The organism is Mycobacterium sp. NGS61 (assembly GCF_059812325.1).
The window spans coordinates 453,723-470,621 of record NZ_JCALCL010000004.1 but is presented as its reverse complement, the minus strand read 5'-3'; the positions used below and the strand labels follow the sequence as shown (position 1 = coordinate 470,621).

Here is a 16,899-nt window from a genome sequence, read left to right as displayed (position 1 = left end):
GCGCGTCTAACCTGCCTATGCTGAGCGAGTGCCCAACAAATATCGCGTCGTGCAGTGGACCACCGGAAACGTCGGTACCAGCTCGCTACAGTCGATCGCCACCAACCCCCAGTTCGAACTCGTCGGTTGCTATGCCTGGTCGGCGGAGAAGGTCGGCCGTGATGCCGGTGAGTTGGTCGGCATCGACCCGCTCGGCGTGCCGGCCACCAACGACGTCGACGAGCTGCTCGCCCTCAAACCGGACTGCGTGGTCTACAACCCGATGTGGATCGACGTCGACGAGTTGGTTCGCATCTTGTCGGCGGGGGTCAACGTGGTGACGACGGCGTCGTTCATCACCGGACACAACCTGGGCGCCGGGCGGGACCGGATCGTGGAGGCGTGCGAGAAAGGTGGCGCGACGATGTTCGGGTCCGGGGTGAGCCCCGGCTTCGCCGAGCTGTTGGCCATCGTGTCGGCGATGGTGTGCAATCGCGTCGACAAGGTCACCGTCAACGAGGCGGCGGACACCACGTTCTACGACTCCCCGGACACCGAGAGGCCGGTCGGGTTCGGTCAGCCGATCGACAACCCGGAACTGCCGCAAATGGCGGAGAAGGGGACGGCGATCTTCGGCGAGGCGGTCCGGTTGGTCGCCGATGCGCTGGGCGTCGAGCTGGACGAGGTGCGGTGCGTGGCCGAATTCGCCCAGACCACCGAAGATCTCGTGATGGAATCCTGGACCATCCCCGCGGGATGCGTCGCGGGGACTTACATCAGCTGGCGGGGCATCGTCGGCGGCAACACCGTCGTCGACCTCAACGTGCGGTGGCGCAAAGGCCAGACCCTGGAACCGGACTGGCAGATCGACCAGGACGGCTGGGTCATCCAGGTCGACGGCCAGCCGACGGTGACCACCCGAGTCGGCTTCCTGCCGCCGCCGTACTTCCAGGCCACCACGCTGGCCGAGTTCATGGCGATCGGACACATCATGACCGCCATGCCCGCAATCAACGCGATACCGGCGGTGGTGGCCGCCGCGCCCGGCATTGCCACCTACGCCGATCTGCCGTTGACCCTGCCGCGCGGAACGGTGCCGCGCGGCGCCTGAATAATGGCATCGGCCAGCGGGTATGCCTCCCCGCATGGCGAACAACAGATTGAGCAACGCTGCCCAGTACTGGGGCGGCAGGGCTAAAGAAACCGTCGGCAGGCTCACCGGCAACCGGCGCACCGAGTTCGAGGGCATCTTCGACCAGACCAGGGCAAACGTCAAAGACACCGGGTTGCGCGCGCGGGACGCGTTCCGGCGCCAGCAGCGACGGGGGCTGGGCCGCGGGTTTCGAGGTGGGTTTCGGGGCCACCCGCAATCGGGTACCCGCTGACGGTCAACGAAATAACCGACAGGAGCGCTGACGCAGATGAGCACCGAAGACAAAGCAAAGAACAAGATCGAAGACCTGGGCGGCAAGGCCAAGGAAGCTGTCGGTCGTGTCTCGGGCGACCGGGATACCGAAAACGAGGGCCGCGTGGACCAGGCGAAGTCGAGCCTGAAGGACGCCGGCGAGAAGATCAAGGACGCCTTCAAGAAATAAGTCCTCTCCCAAGCTGTCCCGCGCGAAAATCCGCGCGGGACAGCTTGTTTTCTGGCCTGGTTGAGGTGCCGGATTCTGGCTATCCCTGGCTGATCGTCATGGAAAGGTTTCGCATATGTTCGGCACCACTGTGCTACGCCGGGTCGCGGTCGCGATCGGAATCACCGCGCTGGTCGGCGCGTTTGCCCTGCTGTCCGAGCCGGCGCCGGCCGCTTCCGCCGCGCCGTGCCCGGACGTCGAGGTGGTATTCGCCCGCGGCAGTGGTGAGCCCCCTGGCCTCGGCGGAGTGGGCCAATCCTTCGCAGATGCGCTGCAGACCGCGATCGGTGCCAGGTCGCTCGGCATCTACGCGGTCAATTACGCCGCCAGCACCGACTTCAGCAGCAGCGACTTCGCCACGACCGTCATCGACGGTATCCGCGACGCGGGCGGGCACATCCAGTCGATGGCGTCCAGTTGCCCCAACACCAGGGAGGTGCTCGGCGGTTACTCCCAGGGTGCGGCACTGGCCGGCTACGTGACTTCACCGGCCGTCCCGGCCGGCGTACCAGCCTCGGCGGTACCGCAACCGCTGTCGCCGCAGGTCGCGAGTCACGTTGCGGCGGTCGCCCTGTTCGGCACGCCGTCACCGCAGTTCCTGAGCCAGTACGGGGCACCCCAGATCACCATCGGGCCGCTGTATCAGGCCAAGACCATCCAGCTCTGCGCTGACGGGGACAACATCTGTTCGGGCGCTCCCGGCCCGCCGGGATTCGAGCACATTTCCTATTCCGTCAACGGCATGACCAATCAGGCAGCCGAGTTCGCCGCCAGTCACCTGTAACGGCACAATCGCAACATGCGTGTGCTGGTAACTGGCGGGACGGGATTCGTGGGCGGCTGGACCGCCAAGGCCATCGCCGACGCGGGCCACCAGGTCCGGTTCTTCGTCCGTACCCCGGGCAAGCTGGAGACTTCCGTCGGCAAACTGGGCGTCGACGTGTCCGACTACGTCCAGGGCGACATCAAGGACCGCGACTCGGTTCGGGCGGCGCTGACCGGGTGCGACGCCGTCGTGCACAGCGCCGCCCTGGTCGCCACCGACCCGCGCCAGACTCCGCAGATGCTGAGCACGAATATGGACGGCGCCCGCAACGTGCTCGGCCAGGCCGTCCAGCTGGGCCTGGACCCGGTGATCCACGTGTCGAGCTTCACCGCGCTGTTCCACCCCGGGTTGGAGACACTGCGCGCGGACCTGCCGGTGGTAGGCGGCACCGACGGCTACGGAACGTCCAAAGCGCAGGTGGAGATCTATGCGCGCGGCCTGCAGGACGCCGGCGCGCCGGTGAACATCACCTATCCCGGGATGGTGCTGGGCCCACCCGTCGGCGACCAATACGGCGAGGCCGGCGAGGGCGTGCGGGCGGCACTGCAGATGCACGCGATCCCGGGTCGCAGCGCGGCCTGGCTGGTGATCGACGCTCGCGACGTCGCTGCGGTGCATGCCGCGCTGTTGGAACCGGGTCGCGGACCGCGCCGGTACATGGTGGGCGGGCATCGGGTGCCGGTCGGCGACCTGGCGGACATGCTGGGCCAGGCCGCCGATACCACGATGCTCACTGTCCCGGTGCCCGACACCGTGCTGCGGGTCGCCGGCAGGGTGCTCGATCTGGCCGGCCCATACCTGCCGTTCGAGAACCCGGTCACAGCAGCGGGCATGCAGTACTACACGCAGATGCCGCAGTCCGACGACTCGCCCAGCGAAGAGGAACTGGGAGTTTCGTACCGGGATCCGCGTACCACGATCGCCGACACGGTGGCCGCCCTGCGCGGCTAGCTCAGTCGTCCTCGTCGTCTGGGTCGAGCAGCGGCGGCAACGGCGGTGAATTCTTCAACCAGTCTTTGAGCCTCAGCAATCCGTTGATCAGAATCCCGAGGCCCAGCAGCACGGCCGTCACCACGATGATTGCGGTGGTCACGCTCTCTATCGTGCCAGGAATTGCGCGTTACGCGGCGGGCTCGACCTCGAGTCCGACGTGCACCTTGTCGATACCGCCGCGCACCAGCGAGTGCACGTAGAACCACGGGGCGTGATACCAGTACCGCTTGAGCACGGCGTTGTAGACCCGGCGGGTTTCCGATTTCGGCAGCACCCGCGCGACACCTTCGACGGCTTCGCTCTTCGGCTTGCCGAGCGCGCCGCTGCGGGCGATGGTCACCCGGGGGGTGTTGCGAATCCGCTTGACCTTCCACGAGTTGTCATCGGTGATGATCAACAGCTTGTCGCCGTCGGGGACGCCCCAGATTGCCGTGGGCTTGGCGCGGCCGTCTTTGGTGAAGGTGGTCAACAGCAAGTACTTGGACTGGATCACGTCCTTGAATCCCAGAGACATGCCGAGACAATTCCCGCTGATCGAGCTGTCTAACCGTGCTGTCGGCCACATGGCCTCACTGAATCGGTTCGTCACCCAGGACGGTGGTACGCAACATCTCGCGGGGCGAATCCGGGTCGTACGGCGCGGCCCGATGCAAGACGCCGCGGTTGTCCCAGATCACGGTGTCCCCGACCGACCAGTTGTGGCTGTACACCCGCTCGGGCACCGTGGCCCGTTCCAGCAGCTCCGCCAACAGATTTCGGCCCTCATCAAGATCCATACCGACCACATAGTCAGCAGAAGCGCCGAGCACCAACGACTTTCGGCCACTGCGATGCGTCCACACCAACGGGTGTTCGTGGGTGCGCCGGGACCGCCAGCGCGCCAGCTGCTCCGGGGTGGGGTCGGGTGTCACCCGCCGTTGCGAGGCCTCCAGCGAGTGGACCACCCGCAACGCGCCGTAGCGCTGTTTCTCTTCTTCGGTCAAGGCATCATATGCCGCATAGGAATTGGCGAATTCGGTCTCACCGCCCCACTCGGCAACCTGGACGGCCGACAACACGGTGGCCTTCTGTGGGCACTCGTCCCCGGTGGGGGTGCACCCGTCGATGTGCCAGTCGAAGGTCGCCTTCAGGTAGGCGGCTGACGCGTTCTTGGCCGGGTCCAGTGTGATCGGATAGATGCCGGCGACGGGGTGGTGGCCGTCGGACGAGTGGTCGACCTCGCCGAGACGACGGCAGAAGGCCACCTGCGCCTCCGGGTCCAGTCGCAGATCCCGGAAAACCAGAACTCCGTTGTCCTCCAACGCATCCAGGATCGCCTCGGCGCTGGTGTCGTCGGAGGCCAACCGACCCGGGTCCAGGCCGGTGACTTCGGCGCCGACCGATTGGTTGAGCTTGGTGATGGTGAGCAGACTCATGTCGGTGTTCCCCTCGGATTACGTGATCAGGGCGTTGGTTCGCCGGTGCGGACCATCACCGCGTCCGCGGCGTCGGTCGGGGCAGGTTGATGCATGATCTCCACGGCCATGGCGACCATTATCAGCGAATAGATCAGGTGGAGCAGATTCAGCACGTCCTCGGGCAGGTCGTCGAGGGCGAACTTGTCGCAATACTCGATCGCCTCTTCCAGGCGCGGGAAGAACGCGTCGTAGAACTGACGCATCTCGGGCATGGTGCTGGCCAGTCGCTGGTTCCACCGTTCGGTTTCGGTGGCCAGACACCAAATCTTGGCGTAGTCCTCCAGCTCGGCAAATGCACTGGGCAGCAATGGTTCCGGCACGATCACACCCCTGCCGGCGCCGGTGCGATTTCGCGCTGATACGACTCCACCCAGTCCACCACGACCTTGTGCAGATGGCGTACCAGGATCTCCTGGTCATTGAGCGGGAAGTCGTCGACGATCCCGTATTCGAGCGCGGCCTGGGTGCCGCCGAGCATGCCCGCGTCCTGCAACGCGAATTCCTTGAGCACCACCGAGGCGACTTCGTGCTCGATGCGTTCCCGCACCGTGCTCGCCGGAGAGAAGTAGGTGTAGGCCTCGAACCGATGGGTGTTGTAGGAGGTCGGCCAGTACCGGTAGAGCAGATACCAGCCGCCGTAGATCAGGATCTCGGTGTTGGGGAAGATCTGGAAGTTGCTGATCCCCCACGGGTCGATGCCACCCGGGTTCAGACCGGCGGGTAGTTCGCCGATGTCCGGGGTGCGCCAGGGACCGACCAGCCCGCTGCGGGTGGCGCGCTCGATCGGGTACATGTACTCGGGCGGCAGCAGCCAGCGACGCCGCCCCGCCGTCGACACCAGCCGGTGCGGTCCGTCGAGTTGGAAATGACCGCAGGTGAATCCGGCGTTCGGGTCGCGAACCTCCGGGGGCACCTGCTGGGTGTGCAGCGAGGGCACGTGGTAGTACTCCTGGAAGGCGTCGGCGAAAATCTTCCAGTTGCTGTTGTTGTGCGCGACCCACTCGTAGCGTTCGGTCAGCTTGCCGAAGGGGTAGTCGTCGAGGCCGGTGATCATCGGGCCCAGGAATTCGCGCAGGGTCTGTCGCGGTTCGGGGTCGAAGTTGATGAAGACGAACCCGTTCCACACCTCGCAGTGCACCGGGGCCAGACCGTGCTCGGCGGGATCGAGGTCGAAGAACTCCGAGGACTGCTGCACGTATTTCAGCGCACCGTCCAGGCCGTAGCGCCAGCCGTGATACTTGCAGGTGAACTGGCGGCAGGTGCCGCGGGTCGGTTCGTGGGGAAAGTCGTTCCACACCAGCTTGTTTCCGCGGTGCCGACACACGTTGTAGAAAGCTCGGATGACCTCGTCACGACCCTTGACCAGGATGATCGAGACGCGCGCGACCTCGATCTCCTTGGTCAGGTAGCTGCCGATCCGGGGCAGTTCCTCGACGCGGGCCACGTTGAGCCAAGCCCGTTTGAACACGGCTTCGCGTTCCAGCTCGTAGAACTCCGGCGACGTAGAGTCAGCGAAAGAGACTGGGCCGGTGCCCAATTCGGGATAGTGCTCGGTCCAGGAGCCCTCAGCCGGTCTGCCTTCTCGCGTCATCGGTCCACCTCTCTCACATCACCGCTCCGCCATTGACTCCCAACACCTGCCCGGTGATGAACCCGGCTTGTTCTGAACACAGGAATCCGACGGCCGCGGCGATGTCGGCGCCGGCGCCCAGCCGGCCCATAGGGATATTTGCGGCGATCTCCTCGTTGGATTTGAGGTATCCGGCCGCCTGCGCGCGATGCTGCATCGGCGTCTCGATGCCCGACGGCGGAATATTGTTGACGGTGATTCCCTGCGCTGCGTATTCGCGCGCCAACGCTTTGGTGAGCGTGATGACCGCACCCTTGGACGACGCGTAATGCGCGGCGAAGGGAGTGCCCCGCTGGGCGCTGGACGACGAGATCATCACGATGCGGCCCCAGTTGGCGGCCAGCATGTCCGGCAGGGCCACCTGGCAACAGTGGAAGGTGCCGTTGAGGTTGACGTCGACGATCTGGTTCCAGGATTCGGGGGTGATTTCGAGGAACGGTGCCAACCCGAACAGGCCGGCGCTGGTCACCAGGACCGAGACCGGTCCGAGTTCGCTGCGTACCTGGGCGAAGGCCCGCTCGACGGCGGGTCGGTCGGTGACGTCGGCCTGCACCCCGAGGGCGGTGCAGCCTTGTGCCCGTAGGTCTTCGGCGACGCGGTGCGCCGCCTGCTCGTCGATGTCGAGAACGGCGACCCGGTGCCCCAGCCGACCCAGTTCGTGGCAGGTCGCTTCACCCATGCCCGAGGCTCCGCCGGTCACCACCGCCACCCGGCTCACTCGTACACCACCCGCACGGTGGGAGTGGTGGGCAAGGCCTGGCAGGTCAGCACCCAACCTTCGGCCACCTCGTCGTCCTCGAGCGCGTCGTTGTTGATCATCCGGGCGCACCCTTCGGTCAGTTGGGCCATACACGTTCCGCAGGAACCAATTTCGCAGGACGACGGCGGTTGCAACCCGGCCATGCGGGCGGTCTGCAACAAGGTGTCCCCGGCACTGTAGGAGACGGTGGTGGAGCGTCGGTTCAGCTCGATGGTCACCTCTTCGGTGACTGTGCTGTCAGCTACAGCCGGCGTGGGATCAGGCATGATGCTCCCACAATATCAAGTACTTGCGATAGGTATCAAGTACTGAAGACACTGACGGCCGATCAGACGTGGTCTTTGACGAGTTCGTGGCCGGTGCCCTTCTCGACGACGCGGCTCAGCAGGTCACGCAGGGTTTCCTGCTCGTCGCCGGTAAGCACGCCGAACACCTCCTCGTGCGCGGCCACCGCGTCGCTGACCACCGTGGTCACCACGTTTTTCCCCTGGTCGGTGAGGTGGGCCCGCAGGATGCGCTTGTGTTGCGGATCTTGGCGGCGCTCCACCAGTCCGCGGCGTTCCAGCGCGGTCAGCGCGAGCTGCACTCCCTGCGGCGTGATCAACAACCGTCGGGCCAATTCGGCGCCGGACAACCCCGGTTCGTTGAGAAGCTGACGCAGCACACCGATCTGGGCGGTGCTGACGCCGTGCGAACTCACCGCGTCGTTGACGGTGGTGAGCGAGAAGTAGAACGCCTGTTTGAGCAACCACAGCAGGTTCTCGGTGAGCTCCATCGCCGGATCCTGGTCCTGGCCGATCATGTCGGCACCTTGACCAGCTGGCCGTCTTTCATCACGAATGACACCTCCAGGGTGGTAGCGATGTCGCGGGACGGGTCGCCGGGCACCGCGATGATGTCGGCGAGGTAGCCCGGCGCGAGGCGGCCGAGTTCGTGGTCGGCCTCGACGAGTTCGGCGGCCACCACCGTGGCCGACCGGATGGCCTGCATGGGCGTCATGCCGCGCGAGACCAGCGCCCCGAGTTCCTTGGCATTCTGGCCGTGCGGGATGGCTGGTGCGTCAGTGCCGCAGGCGATCCGGACCCCGGCGGCAATCGCCCTGGGCAACATGGCCTTTGCGCGGGGAAAGACTTCTTCGGCCTTCTTGCGCAACTCGGGTGCGATCCGGTCGATCGCCATCGCCTCGGTGAGGTAGGTGGTGGAGACCAGAAAGGTGCCGTGGTCGACCATCATCTGGATCGTGTCGTCGGAGGCCAGGAAGCCGTGCTCGATGCAGTCGATACCGGCTCGGATGCACGCCCGGATCGCACTGTCCCCGACCGCATGCGCGGCCACCCGCACCCCGGCGCGGTGCGCCTCGTCGGCGATCGCGGCGAATTCGGCATCGGAGTACTGCTGGGCACCCGGAGCGGTGCTGTGCGACATCACTCCACCGGAGGCCGAGACCTTGATCAATTTGGCGCCGTGCCGGACTTGGTAACGCACACAAGCGATCACGTCGGGCACGCCGTTGGCGATGCCCTCGGCGATCGAGAGCGGCATGATCCCGGGCGCCAGGCGCTGAAAGACGGTCGGGTCGAGGTGCCCGCCGTAGGGCGTGACGGCGTGGCCGGCCGGATAGATCCGCGGGCCGGCGTGCCACCCCTGCTCGACGGCGCGCTGCAGAGCGACGTCGAGCAGGTAACCGCCTGTCTTGACCATGAGCCCCAGGTTGCGCACCGTGGTGAAGCCGGCTTCCAGCGTGGTGCGCGCGTTGACCGCGGCGCGCAGCGTGCGATAGGCAGGGTCATCCTGGACGCCGTGCATGGGGGCCGGCAAACCCTCCGGGCCGCCGGGACCGCCGATGAACAAGTTCAGTTCCATGTCCATCAGCCCGGGCAACAGCGTCACGTCCCCGAGGTCAATGACCTCAGCCGAATCCGGCAGTGCGCCTTCGGGATTGACGGCCAGGATGCGATTCCCGTCGACCACCACCACTGCGGGTGAGCGGACCTGCCCGGCATCGACGTCGGCCCAGCGCTCGGCCCGCAGGACGGTGATCACGGGTAGGGCTCGGACACGCAGTCCAGGGTGGAGGCACCCGAGTCGGGCACGCGTGGCTGCTTCCAGCACTCCACCGGGAACGACACCATGATCATCGAGTACAGCAGGTGCATCAAGTTCAGGACGTCCTCGGGCAGGTCGTCGAGCGGGAACTTGTCGCAGTAGCTCAACGCCTCTTCGGCGCGCGGGGTGATCGCGTCGTAGAACGCCTTCATCTCGGTCATCGAACTGGCGAGCCGTTTGGCGTAGCGCTGCGGTTCGGTGGGCAGACACCAGTCGACGAAGGGTTCCAGATCGGCGAATTCGACTGGCAGAACCGGGGACTCGTTCATCAGACGCGCACCCCGGCACGCTGTTGGTAGTCCTGGATCCAGGCCGCGGTCTCGGTATGCAGATGCCGGATCAGGATCTCCTGATCACAGAGCAGGAAGTCGTTGATGACGTTGGACTCGATCATCGACTGAGTCGCTTCGAGCGTGTTGGCGTCCTGCAGCCCGTACTCCTTGAACGACACCGCGGCCAGCTCTTGCGCGACCCGCTCGCGCGGGGTGCGCGGCTGCGGAAAATACAGTGTGCCTTCGAAGATGTGGCTGTTGTACGACGTCGGCCAATAGTGGTAGGTCAGATACCACCCCTGACCCCAGAACAGGATGACGAAATTGGGAAACAGCTGGAACGAGTCCAGGCCCCACGGTTCACATTTCGCGGGATTGAGACCGGCTGGCATCTCACCCAGATCCTGCTTGTCCCACGGCCCGAACAGCCCACTCTGGCAGATGTCCTCGATCGGCTTGCGCATTTCTTCGGCCATCTCCCAGGCCCGCACCCCCGAGGTGCTGACCAACCGGTGCGGACCCTCCAGCCGATAATGCGGGGCCTCGAATCCGGCTTCGGCCGCGGCTTTCGAGTACGCGGTGGGCGACTGGTTCGCATGCAATACCGGTGCGTGGTAGAACTCCTGGAACGCATCCATGTAGAGCTTCCAGTTCGCCTTCACCTCTGAGCGGTAGTACCAGCGCGAGGTCATCAAATCGAACGGATAACCTTCCAGCGCCGTCACCATCGGACCCAGGAACTCGCGCAACGACTGTTCGGGCTGTTTGGCGAAGTTGACGAAGATGAAGCCTTCCCAGACCTCGCAGTGCACCGGCACCAGGCCGTACCGACTCTTGTCGAGGTCGAAGAACTCCTCCTCCTGCTGGACGAAAGTCAGGTTCCCGTCCAGGTCGTACCGCCACGCGTGGTACTTACAGGTGAATTGGCGACACACCCCGCGGGTCTCCTCCAGCGGCATGTCATTCCACACCAGCTTGTTACCGCGGTGCCGGCAGACATTATGGAAAGCGTTGATCTCACCGGACGTGTTGCGCACCAGGATGATCGAGGTGTTGGCTACCTTCAGTTCTTTGGTGAAGTAACTGCCCTTACGTGGAAGTTGTTCTACCCGACCGACATTGAGCCAGGCGCGTTTGAAGATTGCGGCGCGCTCCAGGTCGTAGATCTCGGGGCTGATCGAGTCCTCGTAGGACACCGGGCCGGTGCCCAGGTCGGGGTAGTGCTGGGTCCAGCTGCCCTCCGGGGGCTTGGGGAATCGGGGCATAACGGCTCCTGTCCATACTCCGTCGGGCCGACGGTATATGCTCGTCCCGGTAATCGCAAGTAGTTGATACTGGAGGGTCTGGATGGGATCGCAGGTTTTCGAGGTCATCTCCCCGCACACCGAGAAGCCGATCGCCGAGCTGACTGCCGCCGGGGCCGCCGACGTCGACGCCGCCGTGCAGGCAGCGCGGGAGGCCGCCGACGCATGGGGACGCACCGAGCCGTCTCGGCGCATCGCCGCCGTCCGCCGGCTCGCCGAGATCTACCAGGAACGGCGCAAGGAGATGGCCCAAACCATCAGCTCCGAAATCGGCGCTCCCATCACCTTCGCCAAGCGTGCGCAGGTAGGCCTGCCCGCGATGATGATGGGTGCGTTCTGCGACCTGGCCGAGCGTCACCCGTGGGAAGAGGCCCGGGCCGGCTACTTCGGGGCCGACGTGCGCGTCCGCAAGGAACCGGTGGGTGTGGTCGCCGCCATCGTGCCGTGGAACATGCCGCAGTTCCTGATCGTCACCAAACTGGTGCCCGCACTGCTGGCCGGTTGTGCGGTGGTACTCAAGCCGGCACTCGAATCACCCTTGGACGCACTACTTTTGACTGAAATGCTGGGTTCGGTCGACCTACCGCCGGGTGTGGTCAGCGTCGTCCCCGGCGACCGCGAAGTCGGCGAGCTGCTGGTCTCGCACCCCGGTGTGGACAAGGTGTCGTTCACCGGATCCACCGCGGCCGGGCGCGCTGTCGCGGCCGCGTGCGGTGCCAACCTCACCAAGGTCAGCCTCGAACTCGGCGGCAAATCCGCAGCGGTTGTCCTCGACGATGCGGCACCCGACAAGGTCGCCGCCGGAGTGCGATCGGCCAGCCTGGCCAACAGCGGCCAGATCTGCAACGCGTTGACCCGGGTGCTGGTCCCCGAGCACCGCCAGGACGAGTACGTCGACGCGCTTGCGGCCGAGATGAGCGGGCTGCGGGTGGGCGACCCCGACGACCCCGAAACCCAGCTCGGCCCGCTGGTCTCGCAACGCCAGCAGAGCCGCGTGCGCGATTACATCGAGCTTGGCCAACAGGAGGGCGCGCGACTGGTCATCGGCGGTACCGAGATGCCCGACGGCCTCGACACCGGCTGGTACGTCAAACCCACCCTGTTCGCCAATGCCGACAACAGCATGCGCATCGCGCGCGAGGAGATCTTCGGTCCGGTCATCACCGTCATCGGATACCGGGACGAAGACGATGCGGTGGCCATCGCCAACGACTCCGACTACGGCCTGGCCGGCTCGGTCTTCACCGGCGACACCGACCGGGCGCTGGCGATCGCGCGCCGCATCCGCACCGGAACCCTTGGCATCAATCAGGGCTACACCATGGATCCGTTCGCGCCGTTCGGCGGCGTGAAGGGCAGTGGCTACGGGCGGGAGCTGGGCCCGGAGGGCCTGGACGCCTACCTGGAGACCAAGTCCATCGCCATCTGAGCACTCAGGGGTGGCGGGCGGCTTCTTGCACCAGTTGCACCCGGGAGCTCAGGCTCAGCTTCTGGTAGACGTGCGTCAGGTGGGACTGGACCGTGCGGGGTGAGACGAAAAGCCTTGCGGCGATGTCGTTGTTGCCCAGCCCTTCGGTGACCAGTCGCACCACGTCGCGCTCGGTAGGGGTCAGCGAACCCCAGCCACTCGCGGGGCGTTTGCGTTGGCCGCGACCGCGTTGCGCGTAGGAAGTTGCCTCCGCGGGGGACATCGCTGCCCCTTCGGCCCAGGCGGCTTCAAAGTCGTTGTCGCTCATAGCATTGCGCAGCACAGCAACGGAGGCCTCGTAGCCGGCCGCCCAGACCTTCAAGCCCACGATGCCCATCCGCTGCCGAATGCCCGCCGCCGCACCAAAGAGCCGCGCGGATTCAGGGTAGCTGCCGGATTCCGCCGCGACGGTGGCGACGCAATCCAGGGTGTCGGTACCGGTGGCGCCGAAGAAACCGGCTGGCATACATGCCAGCGCGTCTTGGGCGTCGCGCCGCGCCTGCTCTGGCTCACCCTGTGCGATCGCGACGCGGGCACGAGCTGTCAGCGAATACATCTGTACCGCCCAGCCCAGCGTTGTCGCCACCGCCTCGTCGGCCCAGCGCCGCGCCTCGATCAGATCCCCGCTCGCGCATAGAGCCTGCGCTTGGGCGGCTCGAACATGCACGGCCAGGCCCGGCACCGAACTCGCGAACTCCCATGATTTCGTAGCAGCGTCCAGTGCCTGCCGCGCATCACCGGCGGCCAGGCCTGAGTTTGCCAATGCCAAATAGCCGAGACCGGTGAACATCCCGCCCACTTCCGATAAGGCCTCGATGCTCGCCTCCGACGCGGCCCGGGCCGCGTCCACGTCACCTTGCCACGCCAGCGCTGTACCGCAATGAGCCAGGCAGGTCCCTTCCAATAGCCTGAGAGCGTCGCCGGCCTCCGCCCGCGCCTCGGCTATCACCTCCTGCAGTCCGGAAACCGCTCCGGCAACATCGCCTCGGTAGATCCGAACCACACCGAGACACAGCCGGCACTGGCGCGAATTGAATCGGTCACCGATGGCGTCGGCGACATCACGCCCCTCTTCGGCGGCCGCTTCCGCGCCGAATAAATCGCCTGTCGCGATCAGCGAACTGGCGTTCCATGAAAGGATCTGACTGAGCCGCCACTTGTCGTCCAACTGCCGAGCCAGTGATGCCGCTTCGGCGAAATACTCACCCGCCAACACGGCGTTGTAGGCGGCGGTGAAACCGCACGCCGTGAGCACCCTGGCCAACACCGCGGGGTCGTCGGCTTCCCGCGCAAGCCTTAAGGCTTGTTGTGCTTGACCGAGGCAGTCCACGCCCCCGAAAGCTGAATCCAGGAAAGCTTTGTCGGCCAACGCTCGGGCGCGGACGGCAAGAGGCAAACCGGTATCGTCGGCGACGTCGTCGGTGAGGACGGTCTCGAACATCCCCAGTCCTTCCCGAATTCGGCCGCGGCCGATCCACAGCGGTTGCAGGGCGGAAGCCAACGTCAATGCCATTGCGGTGTCGTTGTTTTCGCAACTCCACCCGAACGCGGCACGCATATTGTCGAAGTCCAGTTCGGCCTGCTCGACCTGGTTGTCGTAATTTGTGCCCGCGGGTGCGTCAACCGCGATCGCCACTGAGGTGTAGTGATCGCGGTGGCGCGATCGGACAGCGTCTCCCTCCCCCGACTCACCCAGCTTCTCCAGGGCGTACTGACGGACCGTCTCCAACAACCGATACCGCGTACGGCCTCGGCGGTCGTCCGCGACCACCAGCGACTTGTCGACCAACAACGTGAGCTGATCCAGAACCTGGTAATGCTCCACCTCGTCGAATCCGGTAACCGCTTGCGCCGCGGCGATATCGAAGCCGCCGAGAAACACCGCCAGCCGACGGAACAGGATTCGTTCGGACGCGGTCAGCAACGCGTGTGACCAGTCCACCGATGCGCGCAATGTCTGCTGGCGGCGCACCGCGGTGCGCGCTCCACCGGTCAGCAACCGGAAACGGTCGTGCAGAGTGTCGACGATCTCGGTCAGCGATAAGGCGCGCACCCGAGCCGCGGCCAGTTCGATCGCCAACGGCAATCCGTCGAGGCGGCGGCAGATCTCAGTGACTGCAGCAGCATTCTCGTCGGTGACGGAGAAGTCGGGCCGGGCGCGTTGTGCCCGGTCGACGAACAGGTCGACGGCCTCGTCGGCCAGGGGCAGCGACGGCACCCGCCAGCCCACCTCGCCTGCGACACCGATCGGCTCGCGACTGGTGGCCAGCAACGTCAGGTCAGGGGCGGCACCCGCCAGGCCGACGATCAATTCCGCGCTGGCGTCCAGCAGATGCTCGCAGTTGTCCAGCACCACCAGCATCCGGCGCTCCGCGACGAACCGGAGGAGGGCTTCCATCGTGGATCGACCCGGATGGTCACCGAGTCCGAACACACGCGCCGCGGCGATCGGGACGACCTCCGGATCGGTCAACGGAGCCAGATCCACATACCAGACGCCGTCGATGAACTCGCTCGCCAACCGGGTCGCAATCTCGGCCGCCAACCGGGTTTTGCCTACCCCGCCCGCGCCGGTCAGGGTGACCAGCCGGTTGGCCGCCAGCAGTTCCCGCGCCCGGGTCAGCTCCGCCACGCGACCGACGAAGCTGGTGAGATCCGGTGGAAGGTTATGCACGGCAACGGTTTTCGTGCCCTTTGAAGTCCGCAGCGGCGGAAACTCGTTGACCAGGTCGGGATGGCAAAGCTGCAGTACCCGTTCCGGCCGGGGTAGGTCGCGCAGGGTGTGGCTGCCCAGGTCGGCCAGCCAGGCATCGGCGGGCAGTCGATCAGCCACCAATTCCTCTGCCGCGCCGGACAGCACGGTCTGGCCCCCGTGCGCCAGGTCGCGCAGCCGGGCGGTCCGGTTGATCGTCGGGCCGGCGTAGTTACCCTCGTCGCGCAGTTGAATTTCGCCGACGTGGATGCCGATGCGCAACCGGATGGGAGCCAGGGGCGCGCGTTGCAACTCCAGCGCCGCCGCGACGGCGTCGGACGCACGGGCGAATGCCGCGACGAAGCTGTCGCCTTCACCCTGCTCGACCGGCCGCACCCCTTGATGTGCAGCGACGATCTCGTTGACGGCGTTGTTCAACCGGGTGAGTGCGGTGGTCATCTCCTGGGGCTGGGTCTCCCACAGCCGCGTCGAACCCTCGACATCTGCCAGCAGCAACGACACGATGCCCGTCGGCAACAGCCCGCTCACGCCAACTTTGCTCCAGCTCGCCAGCGGCATATCCAGGTGCGGATCGATCTCGTCCATGCTAGCCAGCATGCGGGGGGCACCGCGCGTAAAACATCGGCGCAAACGCGGAGATTGCAGACTCAGGGACGCGGAGGTTCGGGCTCTAGGCCTTCTTCCGGTCGGTATCCCGACTGGGCTGGACGCGTTTGGGTTCGCCCGGCATCTTCGGATAGTTGGGCGGATACGGCATATCCCCCAGGCCGCGCTCTTCGTCGGTCTCGACAAGCTCGAGCAGTGGGGTCAGCGACTGCGCGTGATCGTCCATACCGGCCCACGGATCGTCCCGGGCGGCGACGAAATCCGGCACCGTGGCCATGGTGTAGTCATCCGGGTCCGCCTCGGCCAGTTCGTCCCAGCTCAGCGGCATCGACACGGTCGCGATCGGGGTGCGCCGCACTGAGTACGGCGACGCCATGGTGCGGTCGCGGGCGTTCTGGTTGAAGTCGATGAAGATCCGCTCCCCCCGTTCTTCCTTCCACCAGGACGTGGTGACCGCGTCCGGCGCACGCCGTTCCACCTCGCGGGCCAGTGCGATGCCGGCGCGGCGCACCTGAATGAAATCCCAGTCGGTGGCGATGCGCAGATAGACATGCACGCCGCGGCCTCCGGAGGTCTTCGGATAACCCACCAGCCCGAGTTCGTCCAGCAGCGGCCGCAGCACGTCCACCGCCACTGTGCGCGCCTCGACGAAACCGGTGCCGGGCTGCGGATCCAGGTCGATGCGCAACTCGTCGGGGTGCTCGGTATCGGGGCAGCGCACCTGCCATGGATGCAGCGTGACGGTACCCATCTGCGCCGCCCACACGATCGCCGCCGGATGGGTCACCTGCAACGCATCGGCCGTGCGTCCGGACGGGAAGGTGATCCGGCAGGTTTCCAGGTAATCGGGATGGTGTTGCGGCACCCGTTTCTGGTAGATCTCTTCGCCGTCGATGCCGTCGGGAAAACGTTGCAGGTGCGTGGGGCGGTCACGCAGCGCCGCCAGCATCGGCCCCCGGGCCACCGCCAGGTAGTACTCGACGAGTCGGCCCTTGGTGCCTTCCGTCCCGAGTTCGGGGAAGTACATCTTGTCCCGATTGGTCAACCGCACGGCGATGCCGTCGACATCGAGCTCTTCTGCCTTGGCCGCCATGAGTCGATTCCAGCACGCCGAGTTAGCAGCAGACCATCCCGCGGGGGTCGAAGCAGCT

General features: G+C 65.8%; 18 protein-coding genes and 1 pseudogene. 6 read left to right on the top strand and 13 right to left on the bottom strand.

Annotated elements, in window-relative coordinates:
- Window positions 1-28 precede the first annotated feature (28 nt).
- The 5 genes from AC5Y3Z_RS12300 to AC5Y3Z_RS12280 all read left to right on the top strand — a co-directional run bounded on the left by AC5Y3Z_RS12300 (window position 29) and on the right by AC5Y3Z_RS12280 (window position 3,390).
- Complete coding sequence (locus tag AC5Y3Z_RS12300) at window positions 29-1,090, top strand: NAD(P)H-dependent amine dehydrogenase family protein (protein WP_473138574.1); 1,062 nt, start codon at window positions 29-31, stop codon at window positions 1,088-1,090.
- Between the two features lie 34 nt (window positions 1,091-1,124).
- Window positions 1,125-1,364, top strand: coding sequence for a CsbD family protein (locus AC5Y3Z_RS12295; protein WP_473138575.1), 240 nt, complete (start codon window positions 1,125-1,127; stop codon window positions 1,362-1,364).
- A 36-nt stretch (window positions 1,365-1,400) separates the two neighbouring features.
- Window positions 1,401-1,574, top strand: coding sequence for a CsbD family protein (locus AC5Y3Z_RS12290; protein ID WP_463826042.1), 174 nt, complete (start codon window positions 1,401-1,403; stop codon window positions 1,572-1,574).
- A gap of 115 nt (window positions 1,575-1,689) precedes the next feature.
- The gene (locus AC5Y3Z_RS12285) at window positions 1,690-2,397 is read left to right on the top strand and encodes a cutinase family protein (RefSeq protein WP_463826043.1); all 708 of its coding nucleotides are present in this window, start codon (window positions 1,690-1,692) and stop codon (window positions 2,395-2,397) included.
- Window positions 2,398-2,412: 15 nt separating this feature from the next.
- On the top strand, window positions 2,413-3,390 hold the full coding sequence (locus AC5Y3Z_RS12280; protein ID WP_463826044.1) for an NAD-dependent epimerase/dehydratase family protein: 978 nt from the start codon (window positions 2,413-2,415) through the stop codon (window positions 3,388-3,390).
- A gap of 1 nt (window position 3,391) precedes the next feature.
- Here the strand turns inward: AC5Y3Z_RS12280 and AC5Y3Z_RS12275 are convergent, their stop codons facing one another.
- The 11 genes and pseudogenes from AC5Y3Z_RS12275 to AC5Y3Z_RS12225 all read right to left on the bottom strand — a co-directional run bounded on the left by AC5Y3Z_RS12275 (window position 3,392) and on the right by AC5Y3Z_RS12225 (window position 10,922).
- The gene (locus tag AC5Y3Z_RS12275; protein ID WP_463826045.1) at window positions 3,392-3,532 is read right to left on the bottom strand and encodes a hypothetical protein; all 141 of its coding nucleotides are present in this window, start codon (window positions 3,530-3,532) and stop codon (window positions 3,392-3,394) included.
- A gap of 27 nt (window positions 3,533-3,559) precedes the next feature.
- The gene (locus AC5Y3Z_RS12270) at window positions 3,560-3,946 is read right to left on the bottom strand and encodes a PPOX class F420-dependent oxidoreductase (protein WP_463826046.1); all 387 of its coding nucleotides are present in this window, start codon (window positions 3,944-3,946) and stop codon (window positions 3,560-3,562) included.
- A gap of 55 nt (window positions 3,947-4,001) precedes the next feature.
- Entirely contained in the window at window positions 4,002-4,847 is an 846-nt protein-coding gene (locus AC5Y3Z_RS12265) for a TauD/TfdA dioxygenase family protein (RefSeq protein ID WP_473138576.1), read from the bottom strand.
- Between the two features lie 26 nt (window positions 4,848-4,873).
- Window positions 4,874-5,209 carry a hypothetical protein gene (locus tag AC5Y3Z_RS12260; protein WP_463826048.1) on the bottom strand — a complete coding sequence of 112 codons (336 nt, stop codon included), beginning with the start codon at window positions 5,207-5,209 and terminating at the stop codon, window positions 4,874-4,876.
- Between the two features lie 2 nt (window positions 5,210-5,211).
- Complete coding sequence (locus tag AC5Y3Z_RS12255; RefSeq protein ID WP_463826049.1) at window positions 5,212-6,480, bottom strand: aromatic ring-hydroxylating oxygenase subunit alpha; 1,269 nt, start codon at window positions 6,478-6,480, stop codon at window positions 5,212-5,214.
- Between the two features lie 13 nt (window positions 6,481-6,493).
- Window positions 6,494-7,237: an SDR family NAD(P)-dependent oxidoreductase gene (locus AC5Y3Z_RS12250; protein WP_463826050.1), complete on the bottom strand. Its 744-nt coding sequence runs from the start codon at window positions 7,235-7,237 to the stop codon at window positions 6,494-6,496.
- Window positions 7,234-7,509, bottom strand: a pseudogene (locus AC5Y3Z_RS12245) (2Fe-2S iron-sulfur cluster-binding protein); the annotation flags it as partial. The pseudogene AC5Y3Z_RS12245 and the gene AC5Y3Z_RS12250, both read right to left, overlap by 4 nt.
- 98 nt (window positions 7,510-7,607) lie before the next feature.
- Window positions 7,608-8,054 carry a MarR family winged helix-turn-helix transcriptional regulator gene (locus tag AC5Y3Z_RS12240; RefSeq protein ID WP_463826415.1) on the bottom strand — a complete coding sequence of 149 codons (447 nt, stop codon included), beginning with the start codon at window positions 8,052-8,054 and terminating at the stop codon, window positions 7,608-7,610.
- A 23-nt stretch (window positions 8,055-8,077) separates the two neighbouring features.
- The gene (locus tag AC5Y3Z_RS12235; RefSeq protein WP_463826051.1) at window positions 8,078-9,322 is read right to left on the bottom strand and encodes a metal-dependent hydrolase family protein; all 1,245 of its coding nucleotides are present in this window, start codon (window positions 9,320-9,322) and stop codon (window positions 8,078-8,080) included.
- Window positions 9,319-9,654: a hypothetical protein gene (locus AC5Y3Z_RS12230; RefSeq protein ID WP_463826052.1), complete on the bottom strand. Its 336-nt coding sequence runs from the start codon at window positions 9,652-9,654 to the stop codon at window positions 9,319-9,321. Before AC5Y3Z_RS12230 ends, AC5Y3Z_RS12235 begins: the two co-directional genes overlap by 4 nt.
- Complete coding sequence (locus AC5Y3Z_RS12225; RefSeq protein WP_473138577.1) at window positions 9,654-10,922, bottom strand: aromatic ring-hydroxylating oxygenase subunit alpha; 1,269 nt, start codon at window positions 10,920-10,922, stop codon at window positions 9,654-9,656. The genes AC5Y3Z_RS12230 and AC5Y3Z_RS12225 overlap by 1 nt, the downstream gene beginning before the upstream one ends.
- 82 nt (window positions 10,923-11,004) lie before the next feature.
- Here AC5Y3Z_RS12225 and AC5Y3Z_RS12220 point away from each other — a divergent pair, with 82 nt between their 5' ends.
- The gene (locus AC5Y3Z_RS12220; RefSeq protein WP_473138578.1) at window positions 11,005-12,390 is read left to right on the top strand and encodes an aldehyde dehydrogenase; all 1,386 of its coding nucleotides are present in this window, start codon (window positions 11,005-11,007) and stop codon (window positions 12,388-12,390) included.
- 4 nt (window positions 12,391-12,394) lie between these two features.
- Here the strand turns inward: AC5Y3Z_RS12220 and AC5Y3Z_RS12215 are convergent, their stop codons facing one another.
- Both AC5Y3Z_RS12215 and ligD read right to left on the bottom strand, forming a co-directional pair.
- A complete protein-coding gene (locus AC5Y3Z_RS12215; protein ID WP_473138579.1) occupies window positions 12,395-15,739 on the bottom strand; it encodes a LuxR family transcriptional regulator in 3,345 nt (1,114 codons plus the stop codon).
- 73 nt (window positions 15,740-15,812) lie between these two features.
- Complete coding sequence (ligD, locus tag AC5Y3Z_RS12210) at window positions 15,813-16,841, bottom strand: non-homologous end-joining DNA ligase (RefSeq protein WP_473138580.1); 1,029 nt, start codon at window positions 16,839-16,841, stop codon at window positions 15,813-15,815.
- Window positions 16,842-16,899: the final 58 nt, after the last annotated feature.

Excerpts from the sequence above, each read along its gene's own strand:
- AC5Y3Z_RS12295 (WP_473138575.1), top strand. The coding sequence starts at position 1,125 with ATGGCGAACAACAGATTGAGCAACGCTGCCCAGTACTGGGGCGGCAGG.
- AC5Y3Z_RS12290 (WP_463826042.1), top strand. The coding sequence starts at position 1,401 with ATGAGCACCGAAGACAAAGCAAAGAACAAGATCGAAGACCTGGGCGGC.
- AC5Y3Z_RS12285 (WP_463826043.1), top strand. The coding sequence starts at position 1,690 with ATGTTCGGCACCACTGTGCTACGCCGGGTCGCGGTCGCGATCGGAATC.
- AC5Y3Z_RS12280 (WP_463826044.1), top strand. The coding sequence starts at position 2,413 with ATGCGTGTGCTGGTAACTGGCGGGACGGGATTCGTGGGCGGCTGGACC.
- AC5Y3Z_RS12270 (WP_463826046.1), bottom strand. The coding sequence starts at position 3,946 with ATGTCTCTGGGATTCAAGGACGTGATCCAGTCCAAGTACTTGCTGTTG.
- AC5Y3Z_RS12265 (WP_473138576.1), bottom strand. The coding sequence starts at position 4,847 with ATGAGTCTGCTCACCATCACCAAGCTCAACCAATCGGTCGGCGCCGAA.
- AC5Y3Z_RS12255 (WP_463826049.1), bottom strand. The coding sequence starts at position 6,480 with ATGACGCGAGAAGGCAGACCGGCTGAGGGCTCCTGGACCGAGCACTAT.
- AC5Y3Z_RS12240 (WP_463826415.1), bottom strand. The coding sequence starts at position 8,054 with ATGGAGCTCACCGAGAACCTGCTGTGGTTGCTCAAACAGGCGTTCTAC.
- AC5Y3Z_RS12230 (WP_463826052.1), bottom strand. The coding sequence starts at position 9,654 with ATGAACGAGTCCCCGGTTCTGCCAGTCGAATTCGCCGATCTGGAACCC.
- AC5Y3Z_RS12225 (WP_473138577.1), bottom strand. The coding sequence starts at position 10,922 with ATGCCCCGATTCCCCAAGCCCCCGGAGGGCAGCTGGACCCAGCACTAC.
- AC5Y3Z_RS12220 (WP_473138578.1), top strand. The coding sequence starts at position 11,005 with ATGGGATCGCAGGTTTTCGAGGTCATCTCCCCGCACACCGAGAAGCCG.
- AC5Y3Z_RS12215 (WP_473138579.1), bottom strand. The coding sequence starts at position 15,739 with ATGCTGGCTAGCATGGACGAGATCGATCCGCACCTGGATATGCCGCTG.
- ligD (WP_473138580.1), bottom strand. The coding sequence starts at position 16,841 with ATGGCGGCCAAGGCAGAAGAGCTCGATGTCGACGGCATCGCCGTGCGG.